Source organism: Mycobacterium gordonae, assembly GCF_017086405.1.
Classification (GTDB): Bacteria; Actinomycetota; Actinomycetes; order Mycobacteriales; family Mycobacteriaceae; genus Mycobacterium; species Mycobacterium gordonae_D.
This window is the reverse complement of the sequence record NZ_CP070973.1, coordinates 1,468,471-1,493,572: the sequence shown is the minus strand read 5'-3', so window position 1 is coordinate 1,493,572 and position 25,102 is coordinate 1,468,471. Positions and strand designations below refer to the sequence as shown.

Annotated in this window: 19 protein-coding genes; 9 read left to right on the top strand and 10 right to left on the bottom strand. The window is 69.4% G+C overall.

Annotated elements, in window-relative coordinates; all coding sequences use genetic code 11:
• Positions 1 to 24 precede the first annotated feature (24 nt).
• Positions 25 to 2,385, top strand: a complete 2,361-nt coding sequence (locus JX552_RS06525) for an ATP-binding cassette domain-containing protein (protein ID WP_205876607.1) — start codon at positions 25 to 27, stop codon at positions 2,383 to 2,385.
• A gap of 23 nt (positions 2,386 to 2,408) precedes the next feature.
• Here JX552_RS06525 and JX552_RS06520 read toward each other — a convergent pair whose 3' ends face one another.
• The 6 genes from JX552_RS06520 to JX552_RS06495 all read right to left on the bottom strand — a co-directional run bounded on the left by JX552_RS06520 (position 2,409) and on the right by JX552_RS06495 (position 8,889).
• Positions 2,409 to 2,966, bottom strand: a complete 558-nt coding sequence (locus JX552_RS06520) for a pentapeptide repeat-containing protein (RefSeq protein ID WP_205876606.1) — start codon at positions 2,964 to 2,966, stop codon at positions 2,409 to 2,411.
• Positions 2,967 to 2,971: 5 nt separating this feature from the next.
• Positions 2,972 to 3,559: a GTP-binding protein gene (locus JX552_RS06515; RefSeq protein WP_205876605.1), complete on the bottom strand. Its 588-nt coding sequence runs from the start codon at positions 3,557 to 3,559 to the stop codon at positions 2,972 to 2,974.
• Positions 3,540 to 3,914, bottom strand: a complete 375-nt coding sequence (locus JX552_RS06510) for a DUF742 domain-containing protein (RefSeq protein ID WP_205876604.1) — start codon at positions 3,912 to 3,914, stop codon at positions 3,540 to 3,542. The genes JX552_RS06515 and JX552_RS06510 overlap by 20 nt, the downstream gene beginning before the upstream one ends.
• Positions 3,890 to 4,321 carry a roadblock/LC7 domain-containing protein gene (locus JX552_RS06505; protein WP_065132317.1) on the bottom strand — a complete coding sequence of 144 codons (432 nt, stop codon included), beginning with the start codon at positions 4,319 to 4,321 and terminating at the stop codon, positions 3,890 to 3,892. Before JX552_RS06505 ends, JX552_RS06510 begins: the two co-directional genes overlap by 25 nt.
• Positions 4,318 to 6,972 (bottom strand): sensor histidine kinase, encoded by a 2,655-nt coding sequence (locus tag JX552_RS06500; protein WP_241010899.1) that lies wholly within the window; start codon positions 6,970 to 6,972, stop codon positions 4,318 to 4,320. Before JX552_RS06500 ends, JX552_RS06505 begins: the two co-directional genes overlap by 4 nt.
• Before the next feature lie 219 nt (positions 6,973 to 7,191).
• A complete protein-coding gene (locus JX552_RS06495; protein WP_205876603.1) occupies positions 7,192 to 8,889 on the bottom strand; it encodes an alpha/beta hydrolase domain-containing protein in 1,698 nt (565 codons plus the stop codon).
• Between the two features lie 132 nt (positions 8,890 to 9,021).
• Between JX552_RS06495 and JX552_RS06490 the strand changes: the two genes are divergently transcribed.
• Positions 9,022 to 9,486, top strand: coding sequence for a tRNA (cytidine(34)-2'-O)-methyltransferase (locus JX552_RS06490; RefSeq protein WP_205876602.1), 465 nt, complete (start codon positions 9,022 to 9,024; stop codon positions 9,484 to 9,486).
• On the opposite strand, the gene JX552_RS06485 is transcribed toward JX552_RS06490, so the two are convergent.
• Both JX552_RS06485 and JX552_RS06480 read right to left on the bottom strand, forming a co-directional pair.
• Positions 9,468 to 10,133 carry a class I SAM-dependent methyltransferase gene (locus tag JX552_RS06485; RefSeq protein WP_205876601.1) on the bottom strand — a complete coding sequence of 222 codons (666 nt, stop codon included), beginning with the start codon at positions 10,131 to 10,133 and terminating at the stop codon, positions 9,468 to 9,470. The genes JX552_RS06490 and JX552_RS06485 overlap by 19 nt on opposite strands.
• A 355-nt stretch (positions 10,134 to 10,488) precedes the next feature.
• Positions 10,489 to 12,045: an FAD-dependent monooxygenase gene (locus JX552_RS06480; protein ID WP_205876600.1), complete on the bottom strand. Its 1,557-nt coding sequence runs from the start codon at positions 12,043 to 12,045 to the stop codon at positions 10,489 to 10,491.
• 98 nt (positions 12,046 to 12,143) lie between these two features.
• On the opposite strand from JX552_RS06480, the gene JX552_RS33215 reads away from it, so the two are divergent.
• Positions 12,144 to 13,733: a PE family protein gene (locus JX552_RS33215; protein WP_431195927.1), complete on the top strand. Its 1,590-nt coding sequence runs from the start codon at positions 12,144 to 12,146 to the stop codon at positions 13,731 to 13,733.
• Between the two features lie 23 nt (positions 13,734 to 13,756).
• Positions 13,757 to 13,924 carry a hypothetical protein gene (locus tag JX552_RS31915; protein ID WP_241011255.1) on the top strand — a complete coding sequence of 56 codons (168 nt, stop codon included), beginning with the start codon at positions 13,757 to 13,759 and terminating at the stop codon, positions 13,922 to 13,924.
• A gap of 10 nt (positions 13,925 to 13,934) precedes the next feature.
• Here the strand turns inward: JX552_RS31915 and JX552_RS06470 are convergent, their stop codons facing one another.
• Positions 13,935 to 14,573 (bottom strand): nitroreductase family protein, encoded by a 639-nt coding sequence (locus JX552_RS06470; RefSeq protein ID WP_205876599.1) that lies wholly within the window; start codon positions 14,571 to 14,573, stop codon positions 13,935 to 13,937.
• Positions 14,574 to 14,596: 23 nt separating this feature from the next.
• Between JX552_RS06470 and JX552_RS06465 the strand changes: the two genes are divergently transcribed.
• Positions 14,597 to 15,007 carry a TIGR03667 family PPOX class F420-dependent oxidoreductase gene (locus JX552_RS06465; RefSeq protein WP_205876598.1) on the top strand — a complete coding sequence of 137 codons (411 nt, stop codon included), beginning with the start codon at positions 14,597 to 14,599 and terminating at the stop codon, positions 15,005 to 15,007.
• Positions 15,008 to 15,084: 77 nt separating this feature from the next.
• Here the strand turns inward: JX552_RS06465 and JX552_RS06460 are convergent, their stop codons facing one another.
• Complete coding sequence (locus JX552_RS06460) at positions 15,085 to 18,366, bottom strand: error-prone DNA polymerase (protein ID WP_205876597.1); 3,282 nt, start codon at positions 18,364 to 18,366, stop codon at positions 15,085 to 15,087.
• A gap of 234 nt (positions 18,367 to 18,600) precedes the next feature.
• Between JX552_RS06460 and JX552_RS06455 the strand changes: the two genes are divergently transcribed.
• The 4 genes from JX552_RS06455 (at position 18,601) to JX552_RS06440 (ending at position 25,042) form a co-directional block, all read left to right on the top strand.
• Complete coding sequence (locus JX552_RS06455) at positions 18,601 to 19,842, top strand: wax ester/triacylglycerol synthase domain-containing protein (RefSeq protein ID WP_205876596.1); 1,242 nt, start codon at positions 18,601 to 18,603, stop codon at positions 19,840 to 19,842.
• Between the two features lie 36 nt (positions 19,843 to 19,878).
• Positions 19,879 to 21,009, top strand: a complete 1,131-nt coding sequence (otsB, locus tag JX552_RS06450) for a trehalose-phosphatase (RefSeq protein WP_205876595.1) — start codon at positions 19,879 to 19,881, stop codon at positions 21,007 to 21,009.
• Between the two features lie 86 nt (positions 21,010 to 21,095).
• The gene (locus tag JX552_RS06445) at positions 21,096 to 23,342 is read left to right on the top strand and encodes a PE family protein (protein ID WP_205876594.1); all 2,247 of its coding nucleotides are present in this window, start codon (positions 21,096 to 21,098) and stop codon (positions 23,340 to 23,342) included.
• A gap of 242 nt (positions 23,343 to 23,584) precedes the next feature.
• On the top strand, positions 23,585 to 25,042 hold the full coding sequence (locus JX552_RS06440; protein ID WP_241010898.1) for an APC family permease: 1,458 nt from the start codon (positions 23,585 to 23,587) through the stop codon (positions 25,040 to 25,042).
• Positions 25,043 to 25,102: the final 60 nt, after the last annotated feature.

Here is a 25,102-nt window from a genome sequence, read left to right as displayed (position 1 = left end):
CGCCAGCGGCTAACTCCCATAGGGATGAACGCGGCGGCGCCGCCGGTGCTCACAGTGCGGGCCAACGGGGCGGAACATACTTTCACCGCAGGTCACGACGTCATCGTCGGAAGTGATCTGCGCGCCGACGTGTGCGTCACCCACCCCCTGATCGCGCGCACGCACCTGCTGCTGCGCTTCGACAACGGCCGCTGGCGGGCGATCGACAATTCCCCCCGCAAGACGACCTTCGTCGGCCGGCGACGGGCTCGGGTCATCGACATCTGCGACGGACAACGCATCACCGTCGGCAATCCCGACGGGCCGTGCCTGACCTTCGGGATCGGGCGGCAGGCCGACGGCGCGGCGCCGACGACCACGCCGCTGCAGCCACCGCAACGGCGACTGCCGGCGGTGACGGACCCGCCAACCGTTCCGGGCTCGGCGCTCAGCGCGCCACCGAGGCAAGCACCCATTCCACCGCGGCCGGCTCCGGCCCCGACCGGTGACCGGTGCCCCACCATCGGCCGCGCCAGCGACAACGATGTCGTCGTCCCCGATGTGCTTGCCTCGCGCCACCACGCCTTCCTGGTGCCTACGCACCTAGGCACCGAGATACGGGACTCGCGCAGCGTCAACGGGACGTTCGTCAACGGCGTCCGGGTGGGGTCGGCGACCCTGCGGCAGGGCGACACCGTCACCATCGGCAACGTCGACCTGCACTTCACCGGCAACACCCTGGTCCCCCAGACGGCGCCCGGCACGGGCGGTCTGGAAGTCAACGGTGTCCGCTTCAACGTCGACGGCAAGGAGCTGCTCGACAACATCTCGATGACCGCACGGCCGGGCACGTTGACCGCCATCATCGGCGGCTCCGGGGCGGGCAAGACCACCCTGGCGCGGCTGCTCGCCGGATACACGCGGCCCAGCTCCGGCTCGGTAACCTTCGAGGGACATGACATCCACGCCCAGTACGGCACGCTGCGCACCCGGATCGGGATGGTGCCGCAGGACGATGTCGTGCACCGGCAGCTCACCGTCAACCAGGCCCTGGGCTACGCGGCCGAACTGCGCCTGCCGCCGGACACCGGCCAGGCCGACCGTGCGGCGGCGGTCGCGCGGGTACTCGACGAACTGAACCTCACCGACCATGCCGACACCCGGGTGGACAAGCTCTCCGGTGGGCAGCGCAAACGTGCCTCGGTCGCGCTGGAACTACTCACCGGGCCGTCGCTGCTGATTCTGGACGAGCCGACCACCGGCCTGGACCCGGCGCTGGATTCCCAGGTCATGATGATGCTGCGCCAACTCGCCGACGCCGGCCGCACCGTCCTCGTGGTGACACACTCGGTCGCCCATCTCGACCTGTGCGATCAGCTACTGCTGCTGGCGCCCGGCGGTAAGACGGCCTACTTCGGGCCGCCCGACGGAATCGCGCCGGTGATGGGGACCAGCAACTGGGCCGAGATCTTCATCAAGGTCGGCGCCGACCCCGAGGAAGCCAAGCGGCGATTCTTGGATCAGCAGCGCCCGGAGCCGACATCGGCGCCGGCCCAGCCGCGGGACCTGGGTGAACCGGTGCACGTCGACGTGCGGCGCCAACTCTTCACCCTGGTCCGCCGTCAGGTGCGGCTGGTCGTCTCCGACCGCTGGTACACGGTGTTCCTGGCGGTCCTACCGTTCCTGCTCGGGTTGCTCGCGATGACGGTGCCCGGCCCCGCCGGATTCGGGCTGGCCGACCCGAATGGAAAGACACCCGCCGAACCCGCTCAGATCCTGGTGCTGCTGTGTGTCGGCGCGGTCTTCATGGGCACCGCCCTCACGATCCGCGACCTGGTCGGCGAGCGTCCCATCTTCCACCGGGAACAGGCGTTCGGCCTGTCGACGCCTGCCTACCTGCTGTCCAAACTGGCGGTCTTCGCCGCCTTCGCGATCGCCCAGTCGAGCATCGCGACGACCATGGTGATCGTCGGCAAAGGCACCCCCAAGCATGGGGCCGTGCTGCTGGGTAGCCCCACCCTCGAGTTGTACGTGGCGACGGCGGCGACCTGCATCGTCGCGGCGATCATCGGCATGGTGTTGTCGTCGGTAGCGCGCACCGCCGACCAGATCCTGCCGTTGATGGTGGTGGCGATCATGGCGCAACTGGTGTTCTCCAGCGGGGTGATCCCGGTGACCGACCGGGCGGTGCTCGACCAGCTGTCCTGGTTGACCCCGGCGCGGTGGGGTTTCGCGGCCTGCGCGTCGACGGTCGACCTGAACCAGGTGCAACCCAGCCCGTTCAGCCCGAAGGACAGCCACTGGAATCACACCACCGGGGCATGGCTGCTCGACATGGGCATGCTGGCAGTGTTGGCGATCGTGTACTCCGGCATTGTGTGGCGGCGCATTCGCCTGCGCAGGTGACCTTTCCCGGCGCGGGCAGAAGCCTAGGACGCGTCCAGCCGCAGCCCGTGTGCCAGCGCGAATGCCAACGCCTGCGGCACGTCGATGCGGGCACCGGTCAGCGACGCGGTGGTCCACAACGCCGGGTCGACGCTGGCACCGCGCAGGTCGGCGTCGTCCAACCGGGCCCCGGTGGTGCGAGCCCCCCGCAGATCGGCGCCGCGCAGCACGCTGCGGCGCAGATCGGTCTCCACCAGGCTGGTCTCGCGCAACCGGCAACCGCTCAGGTCCACACCCCGCAAGTCGTTACCACCCAACACCGCCAGCGTGAAGTCCACCTCGTCGAACGTCGCCGGCCGCAGCCGGCACTGCGCGAACACCGATCCGAGCATGCTGCACTGGGCGAAGGTGCTGTGCCACAACGTAGTTCGGGTGAACACGCAATTGCGAAAGGCCGAGCCGCGGTGCGTAGATTCGGCCAGGTTCACCCCGCTGAAATCGCATTCGGTGAAGACGACGCGCTGCGTGTGCAGCCGGCTGAGGTCCCCGTCCTGGAAATCGCGGAAGTCCTCGCCGGTGAACTCGCGATCGGTCCACTCCAAGGCGGTCAGCTGCTGGCCAGGCTGGCCAGCGCGTACTCACTCACCGCGATCAGCGCGTCCCGGGCCGAGCGGCGGTTGCGGGCGTCGACGCTGATCACCGGGATGTGCTCGGACAGCGTCAGCGCCCGGCGCACCTCGCCGACCGGATAGCGCGGCGCCCCGTCGAACTCGTTGACCGCCACCACAAATGGCAGCCGGCGGTGTTCGAAGAAGTCCACCGCCGCGAAGCTGTCCTGCAGGCGCCGGACATCGACCAGCACGATCGCGCCGATCGCGCCACGCACCAGGTCGTCCCACATGAACCAGAACCGGCGCTGCCCCGGCGTGCCGAACAGGTAGAGCACCAGATCCTCGGCCAGGGTGATGCGGCCGAAGTCCATCGCGACGGTGGTGGTGCGCTTGTCCGGTGTGGCCTCGATCATGTCGACCCCGGCCGAGGCGTCGGTGACCATCGCTTCGGTCCGCAGCGGCATGATCTCCGACACCGCACCCACGAAGGTGGTCTTGCCCGCACCGAACCCGCCCGCGATGACGATCTTGGTCGAGGCGGTGTCGTGCTGCACAGGAGCGCCCTCAGAGTGCTCGTAGGCCACGCAGGGTCCTTCCTATGAGCTCGTGCCGCTCATCGCGGGTCGAACGGTCGGTCAAGGTCCTGTGCACCCGAAGGTAACCGGCCGTGACCAGATCGCCGACCAAGACGCGCGCAACACCGACCGGTAAATCCAGCCGGGCCGAAATCTCGGCGACCGACGGGCTCTCGGTGCACAACTGCAGGATCCTGCCGCGGGCGTCCCCGGCCTGCCACTGGTGGGCCAGCCCCGCCTGCAGGGTCTGCACCGGCGCCTCCAACGGCAGGTCGACGTCGGTGCCGGTCCGCCCGGCCGTCAAAGTGTACGGCCGGACCAGGCTGGGCTGGCCGGCGGTTACCGCCGGCTCGCGTTCGTCCATTGCGGTCCGGATTCAGCGCGGCGGGCGGACTGCACCACGTTGCCCACCTGTTCGACAAGGATGGCCATCTCGTACCCGATCTGACCGATGTCGCACGACGGCATCGCCAGCGTGGCCAGATGGGAGCCGTCGCCGACGCGCATGAGCAGCAGAAACCCGTTCTGCATCTCGACCACCGACTGCAGCACCTGTCCACCCTCGAACAGCTGGGCCGCGCCGGTGGCCAGGCTGGCCAGTCCGGAGGCCACCGCAGCCAACTGGTCGGCGCGTTCGCGCGGCAGATGCTCGCTGGCGGCGACCGGCAAGCCGTCCACCGACACCAGCAACGCGTGTGCCACGCCTGGCACCTCGCGCACGAATTTCGACACCAGCCAGTCCAGTGGGCTGTACGACGATTGGACCGTCATTGCTCGCCTTCCCGGGTATCGCGGGCATGCGACCGCGCGGAGCGCACGCCGCTGAAATGGCTGCCGATGGAGGTGCGGACCGCATTGGGGTCGCGCGGATGGAAGCCCCCGTTGGAGACGGCCGGCTCATCGGGCTCGGCGGCGCCGGGCACCAGCCGCGCTCCGGGAGTGCGCATCGGCAGGCCGTGCTCGGTGCGGGATTCCACCGGCCTGTTCTCGGCCTCCGCGGCCGCCGACCAGCCGCGGTCCCACACCGTCTGCCAGTCCAGGTCGGGGCTTTCGACCAGTTCCTTGGGGTCGCCCAGGATCTCCGACAGCATGCGCTGGTAGATCACATCGTCGTCCTGCGGACCGGAGGGGGTCAGATCGGGCGGCTCGGGTTTGGGAGTCGGGGGCTGCGCGGGGGCCGGGCGGCGGGCGAAGAACGCCGAGGTGTCCGACGCTGCGCCCGTTGCCGACGCCGCCGGCTGCGATGCGGGTACCGGCGGCTGCGTAGATCCCTTCTCCCACCAGGGCGTCGGCAGTGGACGCTTGGCCGGCGCCGCCCCGGAGGTGCCGGCGGTATCCGCCGGGGACTCCGTGATACCGCTGGACCCGGGACTGCGGCGTGGCAGGGAGGTCACCGACGTGCCGGTCTGGCCGGTGTGCAGCGGCACCGCGGCGGGCTCGGGCTCGGGCGGCCGCACGGCGAAGAACTGGCGCTGCGGGGCTTGCTGCTGGGTCTGGCCTTCGACCAGCACCGCCAGCGGCAGGTAAACCTCCGCCGTCGTACCGGTGCCCGCTTCCCCGGCCGCGGGCCCCCGCAACCCGACCCGCAATCCGTGCCGCGCGGCCAGCCTGCCTACTACGAACAGGCCCATGTGCCGGGCGTTCTCCGGGGTGACCTCCCCGCCGGCCTGCAGTCGCATGTTGGCCATCCGCCGGTCGGACTCGGTCATGCCCAGCCCGGCGTCGGCGATGCGCAGCAGTACCCCGCCCTCGCTGCCCCGCACGGCCGACACCTTCACTCTGGTGGTCGGCGGCGAGTAGCGCAGCGCGTTGTCGATCAGCTCCGCGAGCAGGTGGATGATGCCACCGGCTGCCCCGCCGAGCACCGTGCAGTCGGCGACCGAGACGATCTCGACGCGGCGGTAATCCTCGACCTCGGACACGGCGGCGTTGATCACTGTGGCCAGTGGCACCGGTTCGCGCTGGTCGCGACCGATCGGCGCGCCGGCCAGGACGAGCAGGTTGGCGCTGTTGCGGCGCAGCCGGGCCGCCAGGTGGTCCAGCCGGAACAGGTTGTCCAGCCGTTCGGGATCCTCTTCGTCGCGCTCGAGGCGGTCGATCAGCGACAGCTGCTGGTCGACCAGCGAACGGCTACGCCGCGACATGGTCTCGAACATGTCGTTGACCAGCAATCGCAGCCGCGCTTCGTCGCCGGCCAGCAACAGGGCCTGGGTATGCAGTTCGTCGACGGCGTGCGCGACCTGCCCGATCTCCTCGGTGGTGTACACCTCCAGCGGCTGCGGGATGGGCTCGGCCCCGCCCCGCACCCGGTCGATCTCCCCCTCGAGGTCGGTGTGCGCCACCTTCAGAGCGCCGTCGCGCAGCACCCGCAGCGGCTTGATCAGCGCACGCGCCACCAGCAACACGATCACCAGCCCGACACCGATGGCGACGATCACCAGCACGGCGTCGCGCACGGCCGCGTTGCGCCGCTCTGTCGCCTTGCTCTGCACCGACCTGGTCACCGAATCCGTTGCGCCGCTGACGATCTGCTCGGCGATGCCCTGGGTGGTGTGGATCGAGCGCAACAGGTCGGCGTTGTCCACCAGCACACTGTCCGGATCGGACATGATTGCCATCCGGGCCACCAACTGCTGCTGCAGGTTCTTGGCGTCCGGGGAGCCGCTGCCCAGCACTTCGCTCATCCCGAACAGGGTCGACGGTTCGGTGCCGGCCAGGGTGATCATCGCGGTGCGCAACTGCGGCTCGGGCAGATCGGCGCCGCGGGTCACCAGGATCTCCTGCATGGTCATCTGCCCACGCGCACCGACGGCCCGGCTCAAGCCCTCCACCTGGGATCGGATCTGATCGCTGTCGACCTGTGCGGAGGCGTTGATCGCGTCTTCGGCGGTCAGCAGCAGCGGCGCGTAGGTGGTGATCCGGTCGCGCAGGCCGATGCTGTTGTCGAGCACCTTGTCCAGCAACGACTGCCCACCGTTGAGCAGCGAGTTGACTCCCGAGCGGACGTCGGGGATCACGTCGGTCTCGGCCAGCCGCGTCTGCAACTCGTACTTTCGGGCCGAGAAGTTCTTCTTGGCCCCTTCCACGTCGCGGCCGGTAGAGCCGGCCAGCAGCGCGACGTCGAGGGCCGACATGTACTTGGTGATGGCGGGAATCACGTCGGCACGCGCCGCGGCCAGCCGCAGGCTTCCGGAGGAGGCCATCGCGCTCTCCACCCGCAGCGCGCCGAACGTCGTCGCCAGCAGCAGCGGCACCACCGCGATCGCGAAGACTTTCCAGCGCACCGGCCAGTTGCGCAGCGACCATCTCGGCGGGCGCTTGGCCGGCTTGGCCGGCTGGGAGGGCGCCGCGGGCGGCGGAACAGCGGGAGCACCGGGCGGAACCGCCGCGACCGAATTGGTCGGGCGGGTGAACATGGTCACGTGCGGGCGGCCGGGCGGGCCGCACCTGTCGGTTGCGTCGCGTAAAACGAGAGACTCATCAGACTTCCTGCTGCTTTATGCGCCGGCAGATGGCCGCGGGCGTGAATGCCTGGCAATCCGACGAGTATGACAGCCCCCAGCCGAGGTCTCCATAATTGTTACTGAGTAGATAAGGTTCGCCGCAACTGGCCCGTGCGGCCGTGTACCGGATCGGCAAACTCAAGCGGGATAGTCGGCCACCGTCTTCTTCACCACCGCATCGACCTCCGCGCCGAGCAGAAAGCGCTGCTCGACCAGTGCCTGCGCGGCCGACCGTACGGCGGCGGCGTAGTCGTCACGGCTGGCGTAGCGCTCGCCCGGCGACGGACGGCCCGGCCGAAATGGCAGCTTGCTGCCGATCCGTTCGTACATCACGTCCGGCAGGTCCGGCACGAACCGGCGGGCGTTCCAGCCCGTGTAAGTCGCCAGCGGCGCCGCGACCGCTGGCAGCCGGACACCGGCCACCTCGTTGCCGTCCTCGTCGACAGCGGACACCAGGTCGACGTGTCCCATCGAGGGCAGCCAGGCGGGTGCCGGCGTGTGGGCGTAACCGAAAGCCGACAACACCTCCTTGCGGGCCACCGCGGTGCCGTCGTTGGTCCGGGGCACCCGGCTGGCCGGGGGCTCGACCCCGTCGGCGACCCAGTCCGCCAGGGCGATCAGCAGCGCCCGGGTGACCGGTGTGACGTCGAGGTGGTGCACCGGGTTGGCGGCGGGAAGCGCGTCCTTGATCTTGCTGCTGCCGAAGTGGTCGGTGCCGGCGAGCAGGTAGGTGCGCACCTCGGGGTCCTCCGGCAGGTCGGCGCCGGTGTCCGGGTCGACGTGCACCAGCGCGCCGTCGCCCTGCCAGTACTCGGTAGCGCTGTTGGTGAAGATGATCTTCGGGACGCCACCGAGTTCGCGCTGCCGCGCGAGCAGGTCAGCGGTACCGAACGGTCCCTCGACGCCGCTTCGGCCGGGGGTCGAGGGCTGGGCGTAGCGCTGGTTGAATTCGCCGCGGTTCGCGCTGGCGAAGTCGCTGAAGACACCGTCGAACACGGGCATCCCGGACTCGTCGATGTTCAGACCGTCGGAGAGGAACTGGCGCAGCAGCCGGCCCGCCTGGGACACGCCGTAGGCGAAGGTGTGGGTGATGCCATCCGCGCGGAGGTGCGAAACAATATCGCGGATCGCCAGCAGACCGCAGCCGGCGACCGGGGCCAGCGAACTCCGGTACACCAGCTCGTAGAAGTGGAAAGGCTGGAATCCGCCGTCCAGGGCGACGTGGGTGTCGTCGGTGAAGCGCCACGCGTCCCGCGGGACGGTCGTGGGCTCGGCGTCGGGTGCGGTGCGCACAGTCAGGACCGCTTCGGGGTCCTCGACGTCGTCCGTGGGGTAGGCGGTGAAGGTGAACAGCGCCTCGGCGCCGGGAATCGATTCGATTTCGGGGGCCGAGAAGCTGAGCGGGTGGTCGTCGCGGACAGTGTCCGAACGCCACTGAAGGCGCAGGAAGCCAGGTGCCACCTCGGCCTGCGGTGCGCTCAGCCCGAGGATGGCGGGCCCGCGCTGCACGTCCCACTGCCAGCCGCACGAGACGATGGTCCAACCGCGCTCGAGCAGGAATCCGTTCTTCAACCAGGGCGCGTTGGTGGGGACGCCCCGGTTGGGCACCACGAAGAGCAGCTTGCCGTTGCCACCATCGACCGGGCGCGCCACGCGCAGGTCGGCCTCGAAACGAACCAGGCCGTCGGCGTCGCGGGGCGCCAGCTTCAGGTCGACGATGCGCTCGTTGGCCCGGTATTCGGGGTCGACGGCGAAGGTGACCGTGGCCTCCACGTTCTCATAGCGGTTGTCGGCGTGTGGATAGACGTTGCGCACCTGAACTGACTCGACTGACATCTCGGCTCCTCCCCGGTGGGTCTGACCCAAGATTTCTGCAGAGCCCTTGGCAAGTTCTTGAAGGCGCCTTGGCGACGACATCAAGAAGGGCGCAAGAATTTCGCAACGCGGCGGCTTTGCCATGATCGACCGATGTTCCGGCTGCTGTTCTATTCCCCGCGCATAGCGCCGAACACCGGCAACGCCATCCGCACGGCCGCGGCCACCGGCTGCGAACTGCACCTGGTGGAGCCGCTGGGCTTCGACCTGTCCGAGCCGAAGCTGCGACGGGCCGGGCTCGACTATCACGACCTGGCGTCGGTGACCGTGCACGATTCGCTGGAGCGCGCGTGGCAGGCGCTGGGGTCGGCCCGGGTGTTCGCGTTCACCGCGCAGGCCAGCTCACGGTTCGCCGACGTCGCCTACCTACCCGGGGATGTGCTGATGTTCGGTCCCGAACCCACCGGTCTGGACGCCACCACGCTGGCCGACCCGCACATCACCGCACGGGTACGGATTCCGATGCGGGCCGGGCGGCGCTCACTGAATCTGTCCAACGCCGCCGCCGTCGCGGTCTACGAGGCCTGGCGGCAGCAGGGCTACGACGGCTCGGTGTGACGCGGCCTGGCCTGTAGCCACTCGGTTGTCCCGGGTTCAGGGGTGTCGAGTCCCAGATCGGCGTCGCGGAGTTCGTCGAGCAGTTGCGCCGTAGGCAGCAGATGGAATGCGAAGGGCTGGCTGAATACCCGGCCGTCGACTTCCAGGCCGAAATCACCGGCAACCACCCCGTCGCGGCTGGTGTGGATCGTCATCGTCTGCACCCCCGTACTGCCGACCATGCTGTGCCGGCCTTCGGTGCGCATCGCGAACCACTGCGGGAATCGCCACTGGATCAGGGCGACTCCGGAGGGTTTGAGGTGCCGGGCCGCGGCGGTGAGTGCGGCGTGTCGGACGTCGCGGCCCAGGTAGTTGAGCAGGCAGCCGGCCATCACCACGGCGTCGAACCGCTCCGGCAAGCGCAGCTCTGCGAACGTGGCCTGCACCGTACGGGCGGACCGAACATGCGAAAGCATGTCGGCGGATTCGTCGACAGCGGTGACCTGGTGTCCGAGTTCGGCCAGCGGGTCGGCCAGCCGTCCGGCGCCGGCGCCGAGGTCCAGCACCGAGCTGCATGGTGCGATGAGGCTGTCGATGACGTCCAGGTCGGAACCGGCGGGCAGCCGACAGAAGATCTCGACGGCGCTTCCATCGGGCGAGGTCGGCACGAATCACATATATACCCCCACATGCAGAAGCAGGCTCGTGCATACGCACGAGCCTGCTTTCCACAGGGCACGTTGGGGGGGGGCAGGGGGGAAACGTGCCACAGCCTGGGGCCGCTATCGCGGCGCGGATATCAGGCGCAGTCGTCAGCGCCGAAGGACGGCAGCGTGTAAACGGCTTCGATCTCCTGGAACAGAATCTCGTGGCTCATCGGGTAATTCCTCTCGGTCCAAGCTTTTCGGTGATGTCGTTGATGTCACTTAGATTGCCCCACGCCGGGCACCCGCGGTGTCCCCCAATAGGGGACAACCGGGGACGAAATCCGTGTCCGCCGATCGGGGGACAAGAGGGGGACAATCAGTCCATCTTGATGCCGAACCACCTGGTCAAGGCGCTGCGGAGGCCGTCGACGTCCGGTGTGGCCGACGACGACGCCCAGGCCACGTAGCCGTCGGGACGGACCAGTACCGCCCGCGCGGCGACCTCCCCGACCGGTTGACCGGCCGCGACGGTGAGCGGCCGGGCCCCCGCCGCCGCGGCGGCCACGACGGCGCCCTCGGTGAGGTCGATGAGCATCGGCTTTCCGTCGCGGGCGAGTTCGGCGACCCGCCGCACGCCGACCGGGCCGCTCACCGCGAAATCCGGCACCCAGCGCCCCACCCAGGGGTGATCAGCCTCGGTCCCGTAGCGGGTGTCGGCGCCGGAAACCAGGTCGCCCAGGTGTCCGATGACCCCGGGTATGGTCAGCAGTTCACCGAAAAGCTCTCGCAGCGCGGTGATTTCGGGACCGGGCCGGATCAGGGCGAGCTGCGCGCGGCTGTGCATGATCAGCCGCTCGGCCACCGGCCTGCGCTCGGCCTCGTAAGTGTCGAGTAGTTCTGGGCCGACGCGGCCGTCGAGCACCGCGGCCAGCTTCCAGCCCAGGTTCACCGCATCCTGCAGCCCCAGGTTCAGTCCCGGACCCCCCAGTGCGAAATGCACGTGCGCCGAGTCGCCGACCAGGATCACCCGCCCGCAGCGGTAGCGCGAGGCGATCCGGGAATTCATCCCACTGAACCGGCGCAGATCCGGCGGCACTTCCGGGGATGCGGACCGCAGCGGCACCGCCGCGCCGAGCAGCCGTTCGACGCTGCCCTCGTGTTCGGTCAGCGTCATCGGCGAGGCGTCCGCGGCAGCGGGGTCGGGCTCCTCGCGCGGTGTGCTTTGGAGTTCGATAGTGAACACCACCGCCTGGCCGGCCAGCATGCCCCACGCGAAGATGCCCCGATCGGTGCGCACGAACTGCCGGGACGGGACAGGCCCGACGCCGGGAACGTGCAGCGCCCCGCTGACCGGGTCGACCCAGTCGTCCGGGGGCACCACCCCGAACGCCATCCGCTCGACGACGTCGTAGGAAGACGTTCCGGCGAACTCGATGCCGGCCAGTTTGCGCGTCAGACTGGTGCCACCGTCAGCTCCGATCAGGTATCGGGTTGCCAGCTCGTAGCGGCCGTCGGGACCGGCCACCTGCACGGTGACACCGTTGTCGTGGTCATCGAACCCGTCAAGCCCGTGTCCCCAACGGAATTCGACGTCGAGCTCACGGGCGCGCTGTACCAGCACCTCGACGAGCCGCGGCTGTTCGACGTGCAGGATGAACAGCTGCGGGTCGGCCACGTCGGCGAAGTCCAGGCTGAAGGCCCCGAAGCTCGAGCCGGGGACCGGCTGGGGCGGCTCGTCGGTCCCGGCCAGCGCGCTGTACAGGCCGCGATGATCGAGGATCCGAACCCCCTGTCCGACAATGCCATTCGCGCGCCGATGCGGATTGGGGCCGGGCATCGGATCCAGTACCACGGGATCGACGCCGGCCATCGCCAGTTCACAGGCCAGCATGAGGCCGTTGGGCCCGGCTCCGGCGATCACGACGTCGACCACAGCGCAGAAATTACTCGGGAAAACGGGAAAAACGCTATCGACAGCCCTGACTCGCGGGTCTAGTCTCCGCGGAAGGGGGTGACGAGAAAGGCCACACGATGTCCTTCCTGGTGACACTCCCCGACGCATTCTCGACCGCATCCGGACAGGTCGCCACATTTAATTCTGCTCTGCAGAGAGCGAATTCGACGGCAAGCGCGGCGGTGACCGACGTTCTCGCCGCCGGCCGCGACGACGTCTCCGCGGCTATCGCCGCGCTGTTCTCCACCCACGGTCAGGCGTACCAGACCGCCGCCGCCGAAATGACAGCGCTGCATGACCAGTTCGCGCAGACTTTGCGCGCCAACGGCGTTGCATACGCCCTTGCGGAGGCGGCCGCCGCTTCGCCGCTAGAGACGCTGCAGCAGGGCGTGCTGCAGGTCATCAACGCGCCGACTCAGACTCTGCTGGGACGTCCGTTGATCGGGGACGGTGCGGTCGGCACCGCCGCCCACCCCAACGGTTACGACGGCGGTCTGCTGTACGGCAACGGCGGCGCCGGCTACAGCAGCACCGTCGCCGGCGTCGGCGGCGGCAACGGAGGTAACGCGGGGCTGTTCGGTAATGGCGGCGCGGGCGGCACGGGTGGCGCGGCCGCGGTCGGTGGGGTCGGCGGGGCCGGCGGCTGGTTGTACGGCAACGGCGGTAACGGCGGCGCCGGCGGTGCCGCGACGGTCGCGGGCGCGGTCGGCGGTACCGGGGGGGCCGGTGGTGCCGCCGGGCTGTGGGGCAGCGGCGGTCACGGTGGCCACGGCGGCGCCGGCGGCGCCGGCGGCAACGGCGTCAACCCGGTGCCTGTCACCGATCCCGGACTCGACGGCACCGCCGGGACCAGCAACGTCATCGATGCGGCCCTCAATAACAACGGCACCGACGGCCAGGCCGGCACGCCGGGAGGTCCCGGTTTCAACGGCGGCGCCGGCGGCGCCGGCGGCGACGCCACCGCCAGCGCCGATCAGACCCTATTCGGACGGGGCGGTAAAGGCGGCGACGGCGGCACCGGCGGCGCGGGCGGGGGCACCGGTGGTGCCGGCGGCGCCGGCGGTCTCGCCGCCTCGCAAAAGGGAACCGTCATCGGCGGGAATGGCGGCCACGGCGGCGACGGTGGCGCCGGCACGAACGGCAGCGCCGGTGGTGCTGGCGGCGAGGGTGGTGCCGGGGGTCGCGGCGGGCTGCTATTCGGCGATGGCGGTGCCGGCGGTAACGGCGGTTCGGGTGCTGCCGGCGGTCAAGGCGACGTCGGCGGCACGGGTGGTGTGGGTGGTTTGAACGGCGTTGCGGGCGGCGGCACCGGCGCCGCTAGCTTCTTCAGCCCGGCCGCGGGAGGCGCGGGCGGCAACGGCGGGAGCGGCGGCACCGGCGGCACCGGCGGCACCGGCGGCCTCGGGGGCAAAGGCGGTGTGGGCGGTGCCGCCGGATGGCTGGTCGGCAACGGTGGAGCCGGCGGCCATGGTGGCACGGGTGGCGTGGGCGGCATCGGCGGCAGCGGTGGCGCCGGTACCGACGGCACCGTGGGTGGCAATGCCCTGTCCCCCTCCTTGGTGTCGGCGGTATGGGAGGTGCGGGCGGCAACGCCGGTCACGGTGGGGTCGGCGGCGATGGAGGCAACGGTGGCCGTGGCGGCGCCGGTGGGCGTGGTGGGTTGCTGAGCGGTCAGCAAGGCGCCAGTGACGTGGGTGGAAGTGGGGGCACCGGCGGCACCGGCGGCGCGGGCGGCACCGCCGGCCTCGGCGCAAAGGGTGGCACCATACCGGGAGGAAAATCCGGCAGCGACGGTGCCAACGGTCTCAGCGGCCCCGCCTTCAGCGGCGCCAACGGAACGGACGGCAAGGCCGGCTGAGACTGGCCCGCTACCAGCCGTTCCAGTGCGTCAGGCCCTCGGCGGGCAGTCGCTTGGCCGGCCGGAAGTCGGTGCCCTTGGTGTAGGCGATCGGGAACAGCCCGCCCTGGCTGTACTGGTCGTACGGGATGCCCAGAATGTCGGCCACTTGGCGTTCGCCGTCGTCGAGCAGATGCAGCGTGGTCCAGCAGGAGCCCAGACCGCGCGAGCGCAACGCCAGGCAGAAGCTCCACACCGCCGGGAACAGCGACGCCCAGAACGACACTCCGCCGATCGGCGAGCTCTCCTCCCGGCCACTGATGCACGGGATCAGCAGCACCGGCGCCTCGTGCATGTGCTCGGCGAGGTAGGTCGCCGAATCGCGGACTTTCGCCATCCGCTCGCCGCGGGTGTCGTCGTATCCCGGCGCCGGTGAGCTGAGGTAGCCGCTGGCGTTGGCCAGGTAGACGTCGCCGATCGCCTTCTTCTTGTCCGCGTCTTCGACGAAAACCCATTGCCACCCTTGGGAGTTGGAGCCGGTGGGCGCCTGCAGCGCCAGCTCGAGGCACTCCATCAGCACGTCGCGCGGCACCGGCTTGGCGAAGTCGAGGCGTTTGCGGACCGAGCGGGTGGTGCGCAGGACTTCATCGACGGTCAAGTTGAGGGTCATGTGTGGAGGCTACCGTTGAGCCTATGAGTATCGAACTGTCGCAAGAGGTTTCCAGCCGGCTCGAATCCGATCACTATGGTTGGCTGACCACGGTCGCCAAATCCGGACAGCCGGTCCCGCGGCTGATCTGGTTCTACTTCGACGGCACTGACCTGATGGTCTACACGATGCCCAGCGCCGCCAAGGTCGCCCACATCAAGGCTCGGCCGCAGGTCAGCATGAACCTGGACTCCGACGGCAACGGCGGTGGCATCATCGTCGTCGGCGGGACGGCGGTCGTCGATGCCACCGATGTCGACTGCCGCACCGACGAGCCGTATTGGGCGAAGTACCGGGAGGAATCCGACCAGTTCGGTCTCACCGACTCGATGGGCACCTACAGCACCCGGCTGCGGATCACCCCGATCAAGGTGTGGACCACGCCGACAGCGTGAGTCCACCGCGCCGAGTGTGACCTGATGGCGGGAAAATCGCGGAAATTCCGCCGTGGGAACACGTTCGGCGCAACAGGTCAGCGAAAATCGCGGGACTTCGAGCCGACGGCCAGGCTGATGCGGCCCAAGCGTTCGGCGACGACGGTGATCGCGCCGCTGGCGTTCTGCACCTGACCGCGGATCAGCAACGCCGGCGCGGTGTGCGCGAGCTTGCGGTGCCGCGCCCACACCCCCGGCGTGCAGAGCACGTTGACCATCCCGGTCTCGTCTTCGAGGTTGACGAACGTCACCCCCTGGGCGGTCGCGGGCCGCTGCCGATGGGTCACCGCTCCGGCCACTAGCACCCGGTCCCCGTCGGGCACGGTGCCCAGCGCGGCAGCCGGCACCACCCCCATCGCATCCAAATCGGCCCGCAGGAACTGAGTCGGATAACTGTCCGGTGAGACGCCGGTGGCCCACACGTCGGCCGCGGCCAGCTCCAGCTCACTCATCCCCGGCAGCTCCGGGACGTGTGACGACGAACCCACCCCGGGCAATCGGTCCGGCCGTTGAGTGGCCGCGGCACCGGCCGCCCACAACGCCTCCCGCCGGGACATGCCGAAACAGCCCAGGGCCCCGGCCGTCGCCAGCGCCTCGGTCTGCGGCACGGACAGTTGCAGCCGCGACGTCAGGTCCAGCAGAGAGGTGAACGAGCCGTTGGCTTTTCGCTCTTCGGCCAGCTTCTCGGCCAGGTCGTCACCGATGTGACGGACGGCGCCCAGCCCGAGGCGGACCTCCATCCCGGCATTTTCTAAAGTCGCGTGCGCCAGGCTGGCGTTGACGTCGGGGCCATGCACCAGCACCCCGTGCCGACGCGCGTCGGCCACCAACGACTGCGGTGAATAGAAGCCCATCGGCTGGGCGCGCAGCAGCGCGGCACAGAACGCCGCCGGATGATGCAGCTTGAACCACGACGAATAGAACACCAGCGACGCGAAGGACAGCGCGTGGCTTTCCGGGAACCCGAAGTTGGCGAACGCGTGCAGTTTTTCGTAGATCCGGTCGATCACGTCATCGGAGGCACCGTGCAGGGAGCGCATGCCCTCGTAGAACCGGCCGCGTAGCCGCTGCATACGTTCGGTCGACCGTTTGGAGCCCATGGCGCGCCGTAGCTGGTCGGCCTCGGCGGCGGAGAAGCCGGCACAGTCCACCGCCAGCTGCATCAACTGTTCCTGAAACAGCGGCACACCCAGCGTTTTGCGCAGGGCCGGCTCCATGGAGGGATGGTCGTAGACAACCGGGTCCAGGCCATTGCGCCGCCGGATGTAGGGGTGCACCGAACCGCCCTGGATGGGCCCGGGGCGGATCAGCGCGACCTCCACCACTAGGTCGTAGAAGATCCGGGGCCGCAGCCGCGGCAGGGTGGCCATCTGGGCGCGCGACTCCACCTGGAACACACCCACCGAATCGGCCCGGGCCAGCATCTGGTACACCGCGGGCTCGGAGAGGTCGAGCCTGGCGAAATCCACTTCGATGTCCTTGTGCTCGGCAACCAGGTCCCGGGCGTAGTGCAGCGCCGAGAGCATGCCCAGCCCCAGCAGATCGAACTTCACCAGACCGATTGCCGCACAGTCGTCCTTGTCCCACTGCAGCACGCTGCGGTTGTCCATGCGCGCCCATTCCACCGGGCACACGTCGGCGATCGGACGGTCGCAGATCACCATGCCGCCGGAATGAATGCCCATGTGCCGCGGCAGGTTGCGGATCTGCTCGGCCAGATCGACGACCTGCTCCGGGATGCCCTCGATATCGGCGGGCTGCCCGCTCCAGTGACTGATCTGTTTGCTCCACGCGTCCTGCTGCCCTTGCGAGAATCCCAGCGCGCGCGCCATGTCGCGCACCGCACTGCGTGCCCGGTAGGTGATGACGTTGGCCACCTGGGCGGCATAGTCGCGGCCGTATTTGTCGTAGACGTACTGGATGACCCTTTCCCGCTGATCGGACTCGATGTCGATGTCGATGTCGGGCGGCCCGTCTCGGGCGGGCGACAGGAATCGCTCGAACAGCAGATCGTTGGCCACCGGGTCGACCGCCGTCACCCCCAGGGCGTAACAAACAGCGGAATTGGCCGCCGATCCCCTGCCCTGGCACAGAATGTCATTGCGCCGGCAGAACTGCGTGATGTCGTGCACGACCAGGAAGTAGCCCGGAAACTGCAACTGGGCAATGACTTTCAGTTCATGCTCGATCTGGGCATACGCTTTCGGCGACCGCTCGGCCGGACCGTAGCGATCGGCGGCACCCGCCATGGTCAACATACGCAGCCAGCTGTCCTCGGTGTGCCCGTCGGGCACGTCGAACGGCGGCAACTGCGGCGCGATCAACGCCAGGCCGAACGCGCACTGCTCGCCGAGTTCGGCCGCGGCGGTCACCACTTGGGGGCGCTGCGCGAACAACCGCGCCATCTCTTCACCGGAGCGCAGATGAGAGCCGCCCAGTGGGGCCAGCCACCCCGCCGCGGCATCCAGGGACTGCCGGGCCCGAATCGCGCCCATCGCCATGGCCAGCCGGCGTCGCGACGGCCCCGCGAAATGGGCGCCGGTGGTGGCGACGACGCCGACCCCGAAATGTGGCGCCAGGTCGGCCAGCGCCGCGTTACGTTCGTCGTCGAGCGGCTGACCGTGATGAGTCAGTTCGACGCTGACCCGGCCAGCGGTGAACCGGTCCACCAAATCAGCCAGCGCCCGTGTTGCGGCTTCCGGACCACCCACTGAAAGCGCTTGCCGCACAGCACCTTTGCGACAGCCGGTGAGAATGTGCCAGTGCCCGCCGGCCGCCTCGGTCAACGCGTTGATGTCGTAGCGCAGCTTGCCTTTCTCACCACCGGCCAGGTGCGCGGCGGCCAGCTGCCGGGACAACCGTCGGTAGCCTTCCGGACCACGGGCCAGCACCAGCAGATGGGGACCGGGCGGATCGGGCTGCTCGGTGCGCGCCACCGACGACAGCGACAGCTCGGCACCGAACACCGTGCGCACGCCGAGCTCGGTGGCCGCTTCGGCGAACCGCACCGCTCCATAGAGGCCGTCATGGTCGGTCAGCGCGAGGGCACGCAGACCCAACCGCGCCGCCTCCTCGACCATCTCCTCCGGCGTGCTGGCCCCGTCGAGGAAGCTGTATGCCGAATGGGCATGGAGCTCGGCGTAGGCGACCGATGAACGAGCCCGCCGCCCATCCGGCTTTGCCGTATACGACCCCCGCTTGTGCGATAACGGAGCGTCACCGGCCGGCACAACGGGGGCCGCCGCACCGGCATGGCGCGGCTTGCCGTCAAGCACCCGTTCCATTTCGGCCCAACTCGGTGGCCCGTGGTACCAGCCCATGGTAAGCCATCATACCGAACATATGTTCGATATGATGGCTTACCATGGGAACAACCGTGCGAACAACTTTAAAACGACGCAGAAACGATTTGCGAACCGCGTCACACGCCGGTGCATCGCCGCACTTAAACGCACCTTTATCTGGATCACACGGAATTAACCTGGCGGACCTACCGATGTGCGGCACCGACCGGATACTGGTACAGATTGACAAGACAATGGCGGGGGTTGGGCATGGCGGAAGTGATCACACCGGGCATTGGGCCGGCACGTGCTCGGGGCTCGGACCCACGCACGGGCATGGTGACAGGAGCCGTCGCCGTCGTCGCCGGCCCCGCTCCCGGATCGGGCGAGATCAAGGAATTACTGGCGGAACGGTTCGGGCGCACCTCGACGCCGGACGTCGACATCACTGCGCATGTGCAACGGGTGGCACTCCCGACTCCCGGTGACGACGACGAACTGTTCCGTGCCATCGCCCACGCCCTGGAACGACCACTGGACCCCGGCCGTCCCCGGTGGGAATGCTGGATCATCGAAGGCCTGCGGGACGACCAGTGGGCCATCCTGATCAAAATCGGCCGCGAGGTTGCCGAGCATCTTTCCCCGGCCCATCTGCTCGCCCGGCTGTGCACCCCCGCCGACCACACTGGGTTCATTGATTCCGTTGCGACAGATCCGGTTTCACCCACGAGCCGGTCCGGGTGGACCGACGTCTTATGGCAGGCCGCGGCATTCGCCGTCAACGGCCTCACCGCCGCGGCAAGTGCCTTGCAACCCCTGCTGGCCGGCGGCCCCGCACCGACCGCGCGCCACTACCGGACCGTTGTCGTGCCGCGTGGCGCCGTCGACCACATCGCGCGTAAGTTCGGCGTGACCGCCGACGACGTCGCGTTGGCGGCGATCACCGAGGGATTCCGCACCGTTCTCCTGCAGCGGGGGCAGCGGCCACAGGCAGATTCGTTGCGCATCCTGGGGTCGGCGCTGACCCAGCTTCCCGTCGAGCACCGAGACCCCCTTCAGCAGCTGCGCGCAGTACCCAACCAGGCCCGCCCGCAACCCGGGGTAAGATCTCCTCTAGCCTTGTGCAGCAAAGTGATTGACGTCTTCAGCCGGACGCCGCGCCAGAGTGTGGTGGCACTGGCCACCACTCCGCCCGGACCGCGGCACCGGTTGCGCCTGATGGGCCGGCGGCTCGAGCGACTGCTGCCGATCCCGCCGACGGCCCCGGAGTCGGGCACCGGGGTCGCTTTTCTCAGCTACGGCGACGACCTGGTCTTCGGCATCACCACCGACTACGACACTGCGCCTGATGTCCTTGCCGGCGGCATCGAATCGGGCCTGGCGCGCCTGGTGGCGGCCAGCGGTGACTCGGTCGTGCCATTCGACCGCCGACGCAAGCGTCCCACGCGGGCACTGCCCAACGGCGCGGCACGGTGGCGGCCCTCCTCGCCACCCGCCCGGGTGCGCCACTGACGAACAACCGTGCCGACCTTCGTGAGAAGGTGGGGCATGCCTAAGTCGGGGTCCGTCATCATCGACCCACGCCATCATGATGCGGTGTTGTTCGACCCAGCTTTGCCGCCTTGCCAACCGCTGCTCGACCGGCTTCGCGACGTTCGCGTCGTCACCGCCGTCTGTACGCCGGACGGCGCGATCGATGCGGCGCGGCGGCTGTCCACCCGGCCGGGCCGGTGTGCCGTCGTCACGGCGGACGCACCCGGTGTAAGCGCCGCCCGCGACGCCGGTTTCGCGCTGGTCATCGGGGTCGGCCCCGACCTGATCCAGGGCGCCGACGCCGTCGTCGCCGACCCCGGCGAGATCACCGTGCGCACTGGCGACAAGCGCATGTCCGAGCTCCCAGACGCCGTGCAGGCCGTGGACCTCGCCGGTAAGGCCCCGGCGGTGTTCTTCGACTTCGACGGCACCCTGTCGGACATCGTGAACGATCCCGACGCCGCCCGGCCCGTCGCGGGTGCATCCGAAGCGCTGCAGGAGCTGGCCGCGCAGTGTCCGGTCGCCATACTCAGCGGCCGCGACCTGGCCGACGTGTCGAAACGCGTGGGTTTACCCGGCATCTGGTATGCCGGCAGCCACGGATTCGAGCTCACCGCACCCGACGGCGCCCATCACCAGAACGAAGAAGCCGCGGCGGCCATCCCGGTGCTGGAGCAGGCGGCGGCGCAACTTCGAGCGCAACTCGGAGCGATTCCCGGTGTTGTGGTGGAACACAAGAGATTCGGCGTAGCGGTGCACTACCGCAACGCCGCGCGCGACCGGGTGGGTGAGGTGGCGGCGGCCGTGCGCACCGCCGGACAGCGCGAATCGTTGCGGGTGACGACGGGACGCGAAGTCATCGAGCTGCGTCCGAATCTGGACTGGGACAAGGGCAAGACCTTGCGCTGGGTGATGGAGCACCTGGGATCGCAGGCGGGCCCCCGGTTGCCGATCTATCTCGGCGATGACATCACCGACGAGGACGCGTTCGACGCGGTCCGTGCCGACGGCATCCCCATTCTGGTGCGGCACAACGACGATGGCGATCGGGCCACCGCGGCGCTGTTCGCCGTGGACAGCCCTTCCCAGGCCGCCGACTTCACCCGCCGGCTGGCCAGGCAATTATCTGACGCTCGCGTGAATTAACTTGCGGCTCTTCGCAATTCTGGACGAAAAGCGGTACAAATCCGTCGGACGCGCTAGGCTCCCGGCAGTCTATCGGGAGGACTGCCATGTCGTTCGTGTTCGCGAATCCGGAATTGTTGACCGCCGCGGCAAACGACCTGGCTTCTCTGAGATCGGCTATCGACGCGGCCCGCACGGCGGCATTGGGTCCGACCACGCAACTGCAGGCGGCGGCCGCCGACGAGATCTCGCAAGCGATCACCGCGGTATTCGGCCGCCACGCCCTGTCGTTCCAGGCCGTCAGCGAGCAGGCGACGGCATTCCACCAGCAGTTCGCCCAGGCCCTCAGTTCCGGCGGCAACGCCTATGGACTCGCCGAGGCCGCCAACGTCCAGCAGACATTATGGGACGCGATCAACGCGCCCACCCAGGTCCTGCTGGGGCGGCCCCTGATCGGTGATGGCGCCAACGGAACGGCCGCCAGCCCCAACGGCGGCGCGGGCGGACTGCTGTACGGCAACGGCGGCAACGGTTACTCCCAGGCCGCCGGCTCGGGTGCGGCCGGCGGCAACGGCGGAGCCGCGGGACTGATCGGCAACGGTGGCGCAGGCGGGGCGGGCGGTAGTGGCGTCGCGGCCGGCACTGCCGGCGGCAGCGGTGGCGCCGGGGGCAACGGAGGCTGGCTGTGGGGCAACGGCGGGGCCGGCGGAGCCGGTGCCAACGGTATCGCCGGCACGAGCGTTAACGCGGCGAACGGCCAAGGGGGTAGCGGCGGTAACGGCGGCGCCGGCGGATCGGGCGGTGTGGCAGGGCTACTCGGCGGTAACGGCGGCGCCGGCGGCGCCGGCGGCGACGGCGCCAACGGCGGCAAGGGTGGGATCGTTGGTAGCGGCGCCGGTGTGGGCGGCAACGCCGGCTCCGGCGGGTCCGGTGGGTCCGGCGGGACGAGCGGGATGTTCGGCGCCGCCGGCTCCGGTGGGAACGGCGGCGACGGAGGCACTGGCGGCAACGGCGCGGGAGGCGGCGGACAGATCAGCGGTGATGGCGGCGCCGCCGGCAATGGCGGCGCCGGCGGCAGCGCCGGATTGCTCGGTACAGCCGGTGCCGGCGGCGCCGGCGGGAACGGCGGTGCTCCCGGACTCGTGCAGGGTTTCAATGCCGGTGCGCTCGGCACGAGCGGCGCCGCCGGCGCCGGTGGGGGTGGCGGCAACGCCGGGTTATGGGGCAACGGGGCGGCGGGCGGGGCCGGTGGCGTCGGCGCAGACATCGGGGGCGGCGGGGCAGGCGGTAACGGCGGCCGCGGCGGGTGGTTCTACGGCGACGGCGGCGCCGGCGGCAATGGCGGCAGTGTCAACGTCACCCAGGGCACGGGCGGCACTGGCGGCGCCGGCGGCAGCGGTGGGGCTGCGGGGCTGTGGGGTAACGGCGGACTGGGCGGCAGCGGCGGATCCGGTCCGATCGGCGACAACGCGACCACGCCGGGCGACGGCGGAGCCGGCGGGGCAGGCGGGGCCGGCGGCTGGCTGATCGGCAACGGCGGCGCCGGCGGGGGCGGCGGTGCCGGCGGGGTCAACGCGGGTAAGGGCGGCATACCCGGCGGCACCGGCGGCGCCGGTGGCGCTGGGGGCCGCGGCGGCTATCTGTCGGGCCAGGGCGGCGACGGCGGCGCCGGCGGGATCGGCGGCAAGAACGCCATCAACGGGGCCGGCGGGGACGGCGGTCTGGGCGGCAATGGCGGGGCCGCCGGGTTGTTCGGCGCCGGCGGTCACGGGGGCGCTGGTGGAGGCGCCGGCAACCAACCCGATAGCTCCGGCAGAGGCGGCAACGGCGGCGCCGGGGGAACCGGCGGGACCGGTGGGTATGTCTATGGCAATGGCGGTGACGGCGGGGCCGGCGGTGTCGGCGGAAACCAAACTGCCGCGAGTCCCGGTGACGGCGGACAGGGCGGGGCAGGTGGTGCCGGCGGCAGCGCCCGGATGATCGGCAACGGCGGTGCGGGCGGCGTCGGGGGAGCCGGCGGAACAACCAACAGCAACATCGACACCAGCGTCGGCGGCAAGGGCGGTGCCGGAGGGGTCGGCGGCAACGGCGGCGCGCTGTACGGCGGCGGGGGCAAGGGGGCGTTCGGCGGCGCGGGCGGTGACAACCTCACCACCGGGACCGGCGGCACCGGTGGCAGCGGCGGCGGCGGCGGCAATGCCCAGCTGATCGGCAACGGCGGCGACGGCGGAGGCGGCGGCAACGGCGGAACCGGTGGTAAAGCCCACGGCAGCGGCGGAACCGGCGCCGCCGGCGGCAAGGGCGGACTTCTGTTCGGCGCGCTCGGAGGCACCGGATTCGACGGCGCGTCTTGACGCGCAGTAGTCAGTTGTCGGACTCGGCGGGCCAGTACCGCGTTGTTTGCCGACAGAGGCACCGCGGGGCTGCTCCCGGGCAGGCGGCGATGGTGCCGGCGCGTCGGTGGTAACCGCGCGATCGGCGGCACGACGTCAGGTGGCCGCGGCACAGGGGGCGGCCGCAGTCGGCGCGTGACACACCCGCGGTGTCGAAAGAATCGGCCAACCCGGATGCTTAGGGAAGACACCCCGCGCTTTGGGTGAGGTACGGCGGCGAGGAGATTTCGATCAGCAAGCTCGGCTTCTGGAGCATTGTCATGCTCGGAATCAACGCGGTCATCGGAGCCGGCATCTTTTTGACTCCCGGCGCGGTGATCAGGCTCGCCGGACCATTGGCACCTGCCGCCTACGTCCTGGCCGGGCTCTTCGCCGGCATCATGGCGCTCGTTTTCGCCACCGCCGCCCGGTACGTCCGAACCAACGGCGCCTCCTACGCCTACACGACGGCGGCGTTCGGCCAGCGGATCGGCATCTACGTCGGCGTCACCCACGCGATCGTCGCCTCCATCGCGTGGGGGGTGCTGGCGTCACTGTTCGTCTCGACTCTGCTGAGAGTTGTTTTCCCGCAACATCATTGGTATCAAGACAGCAAGCTGTTCAGTGTGAAGACCTTGACCTTTCTGCTGTTCATCGTGGTGCTGCTGGTGATCAATCTGTTCGGCAACCGGGTGATCAAGTGGGCCAACGGGATCTCCACCGTCGGCAAGATCTTCGCGTTGACCGTCTTCATCGGCGGCGGCCTGTGGGTCATCGCGACCCAACACGTGAATAACTACGCCACGGCAAGCTCACCCGGGATCCACCAACCGGCGCCGTACGCGTTGTTCGGGTTTTTCGAGACGGGGCAGAGCACGCTGACGGGCGTGGTCCTGGCCACCGTGGCGGCGCTCTACGCCTTCACCGGCTTCGAGTCGATCGCCAACGCTGCCGAGGAGATGGAAGAACCCGACCGCAACCTGCCGCGAGCCATCCCGCTGTCGATCCTGGCGGTGGGCACCGTCTACGTCCTCGCCGTCAGCGTGGCGATGTTGTTGGGATCCGACAAGGTCGTCCAATCCCCCGACACGGTCAAACTGGCCGCGGCCATCAGCAACGACGCCTTCCGCAGCATCGTCATCCTGGGCGCGCTGATCTCGATGTTCGGCATCAACGTGGCCGCCTCGTTCGGAGCGCCGCGGTTGTGGACCGCGCTTTCGGACACCGGCACCCTGCCGGCCCGCCTGTCCCGCAAGAACCGCTTCGGCGTCCCCATGGCGGCGTTCATCATCACCGCGGCGCTGGCGCTGGCCTTCCCGCTGGCGTTGCGTTTCGACAGCGACACCCTGACCGGCCTGGCAGTGATCGCCCGGTTCATCCAGTTCATCATCGTCCCGATAGCCCTGATCGCACTGGCTCGAGACCGAACCGGCCCGCATGCGGCCGTCAAGCGAAATGCGTTCACCGACAAGGTGTTACCGGTGGCAGCGGTGGTGATCTCGGTGGCGCTGGCGGTGTCTTTCGACTACCGGACGCTGATCCTCACCCCGCACGGCGGCGCCAACTACTTCTCCATAGCGTTGATCGTCGTCACCTTCGTGGTGGTGCCGGCGGTGGCGTACGTGCACTACTACCAGACGGCCGAACCCGGGAAAGAGCGCCTACCGGGAGCAGCTCGATAAGCCCTTTTCGGGCCGCTTTGAATTCAAATAGCAATCATTCTCCGCGCATCTTCGATGTCC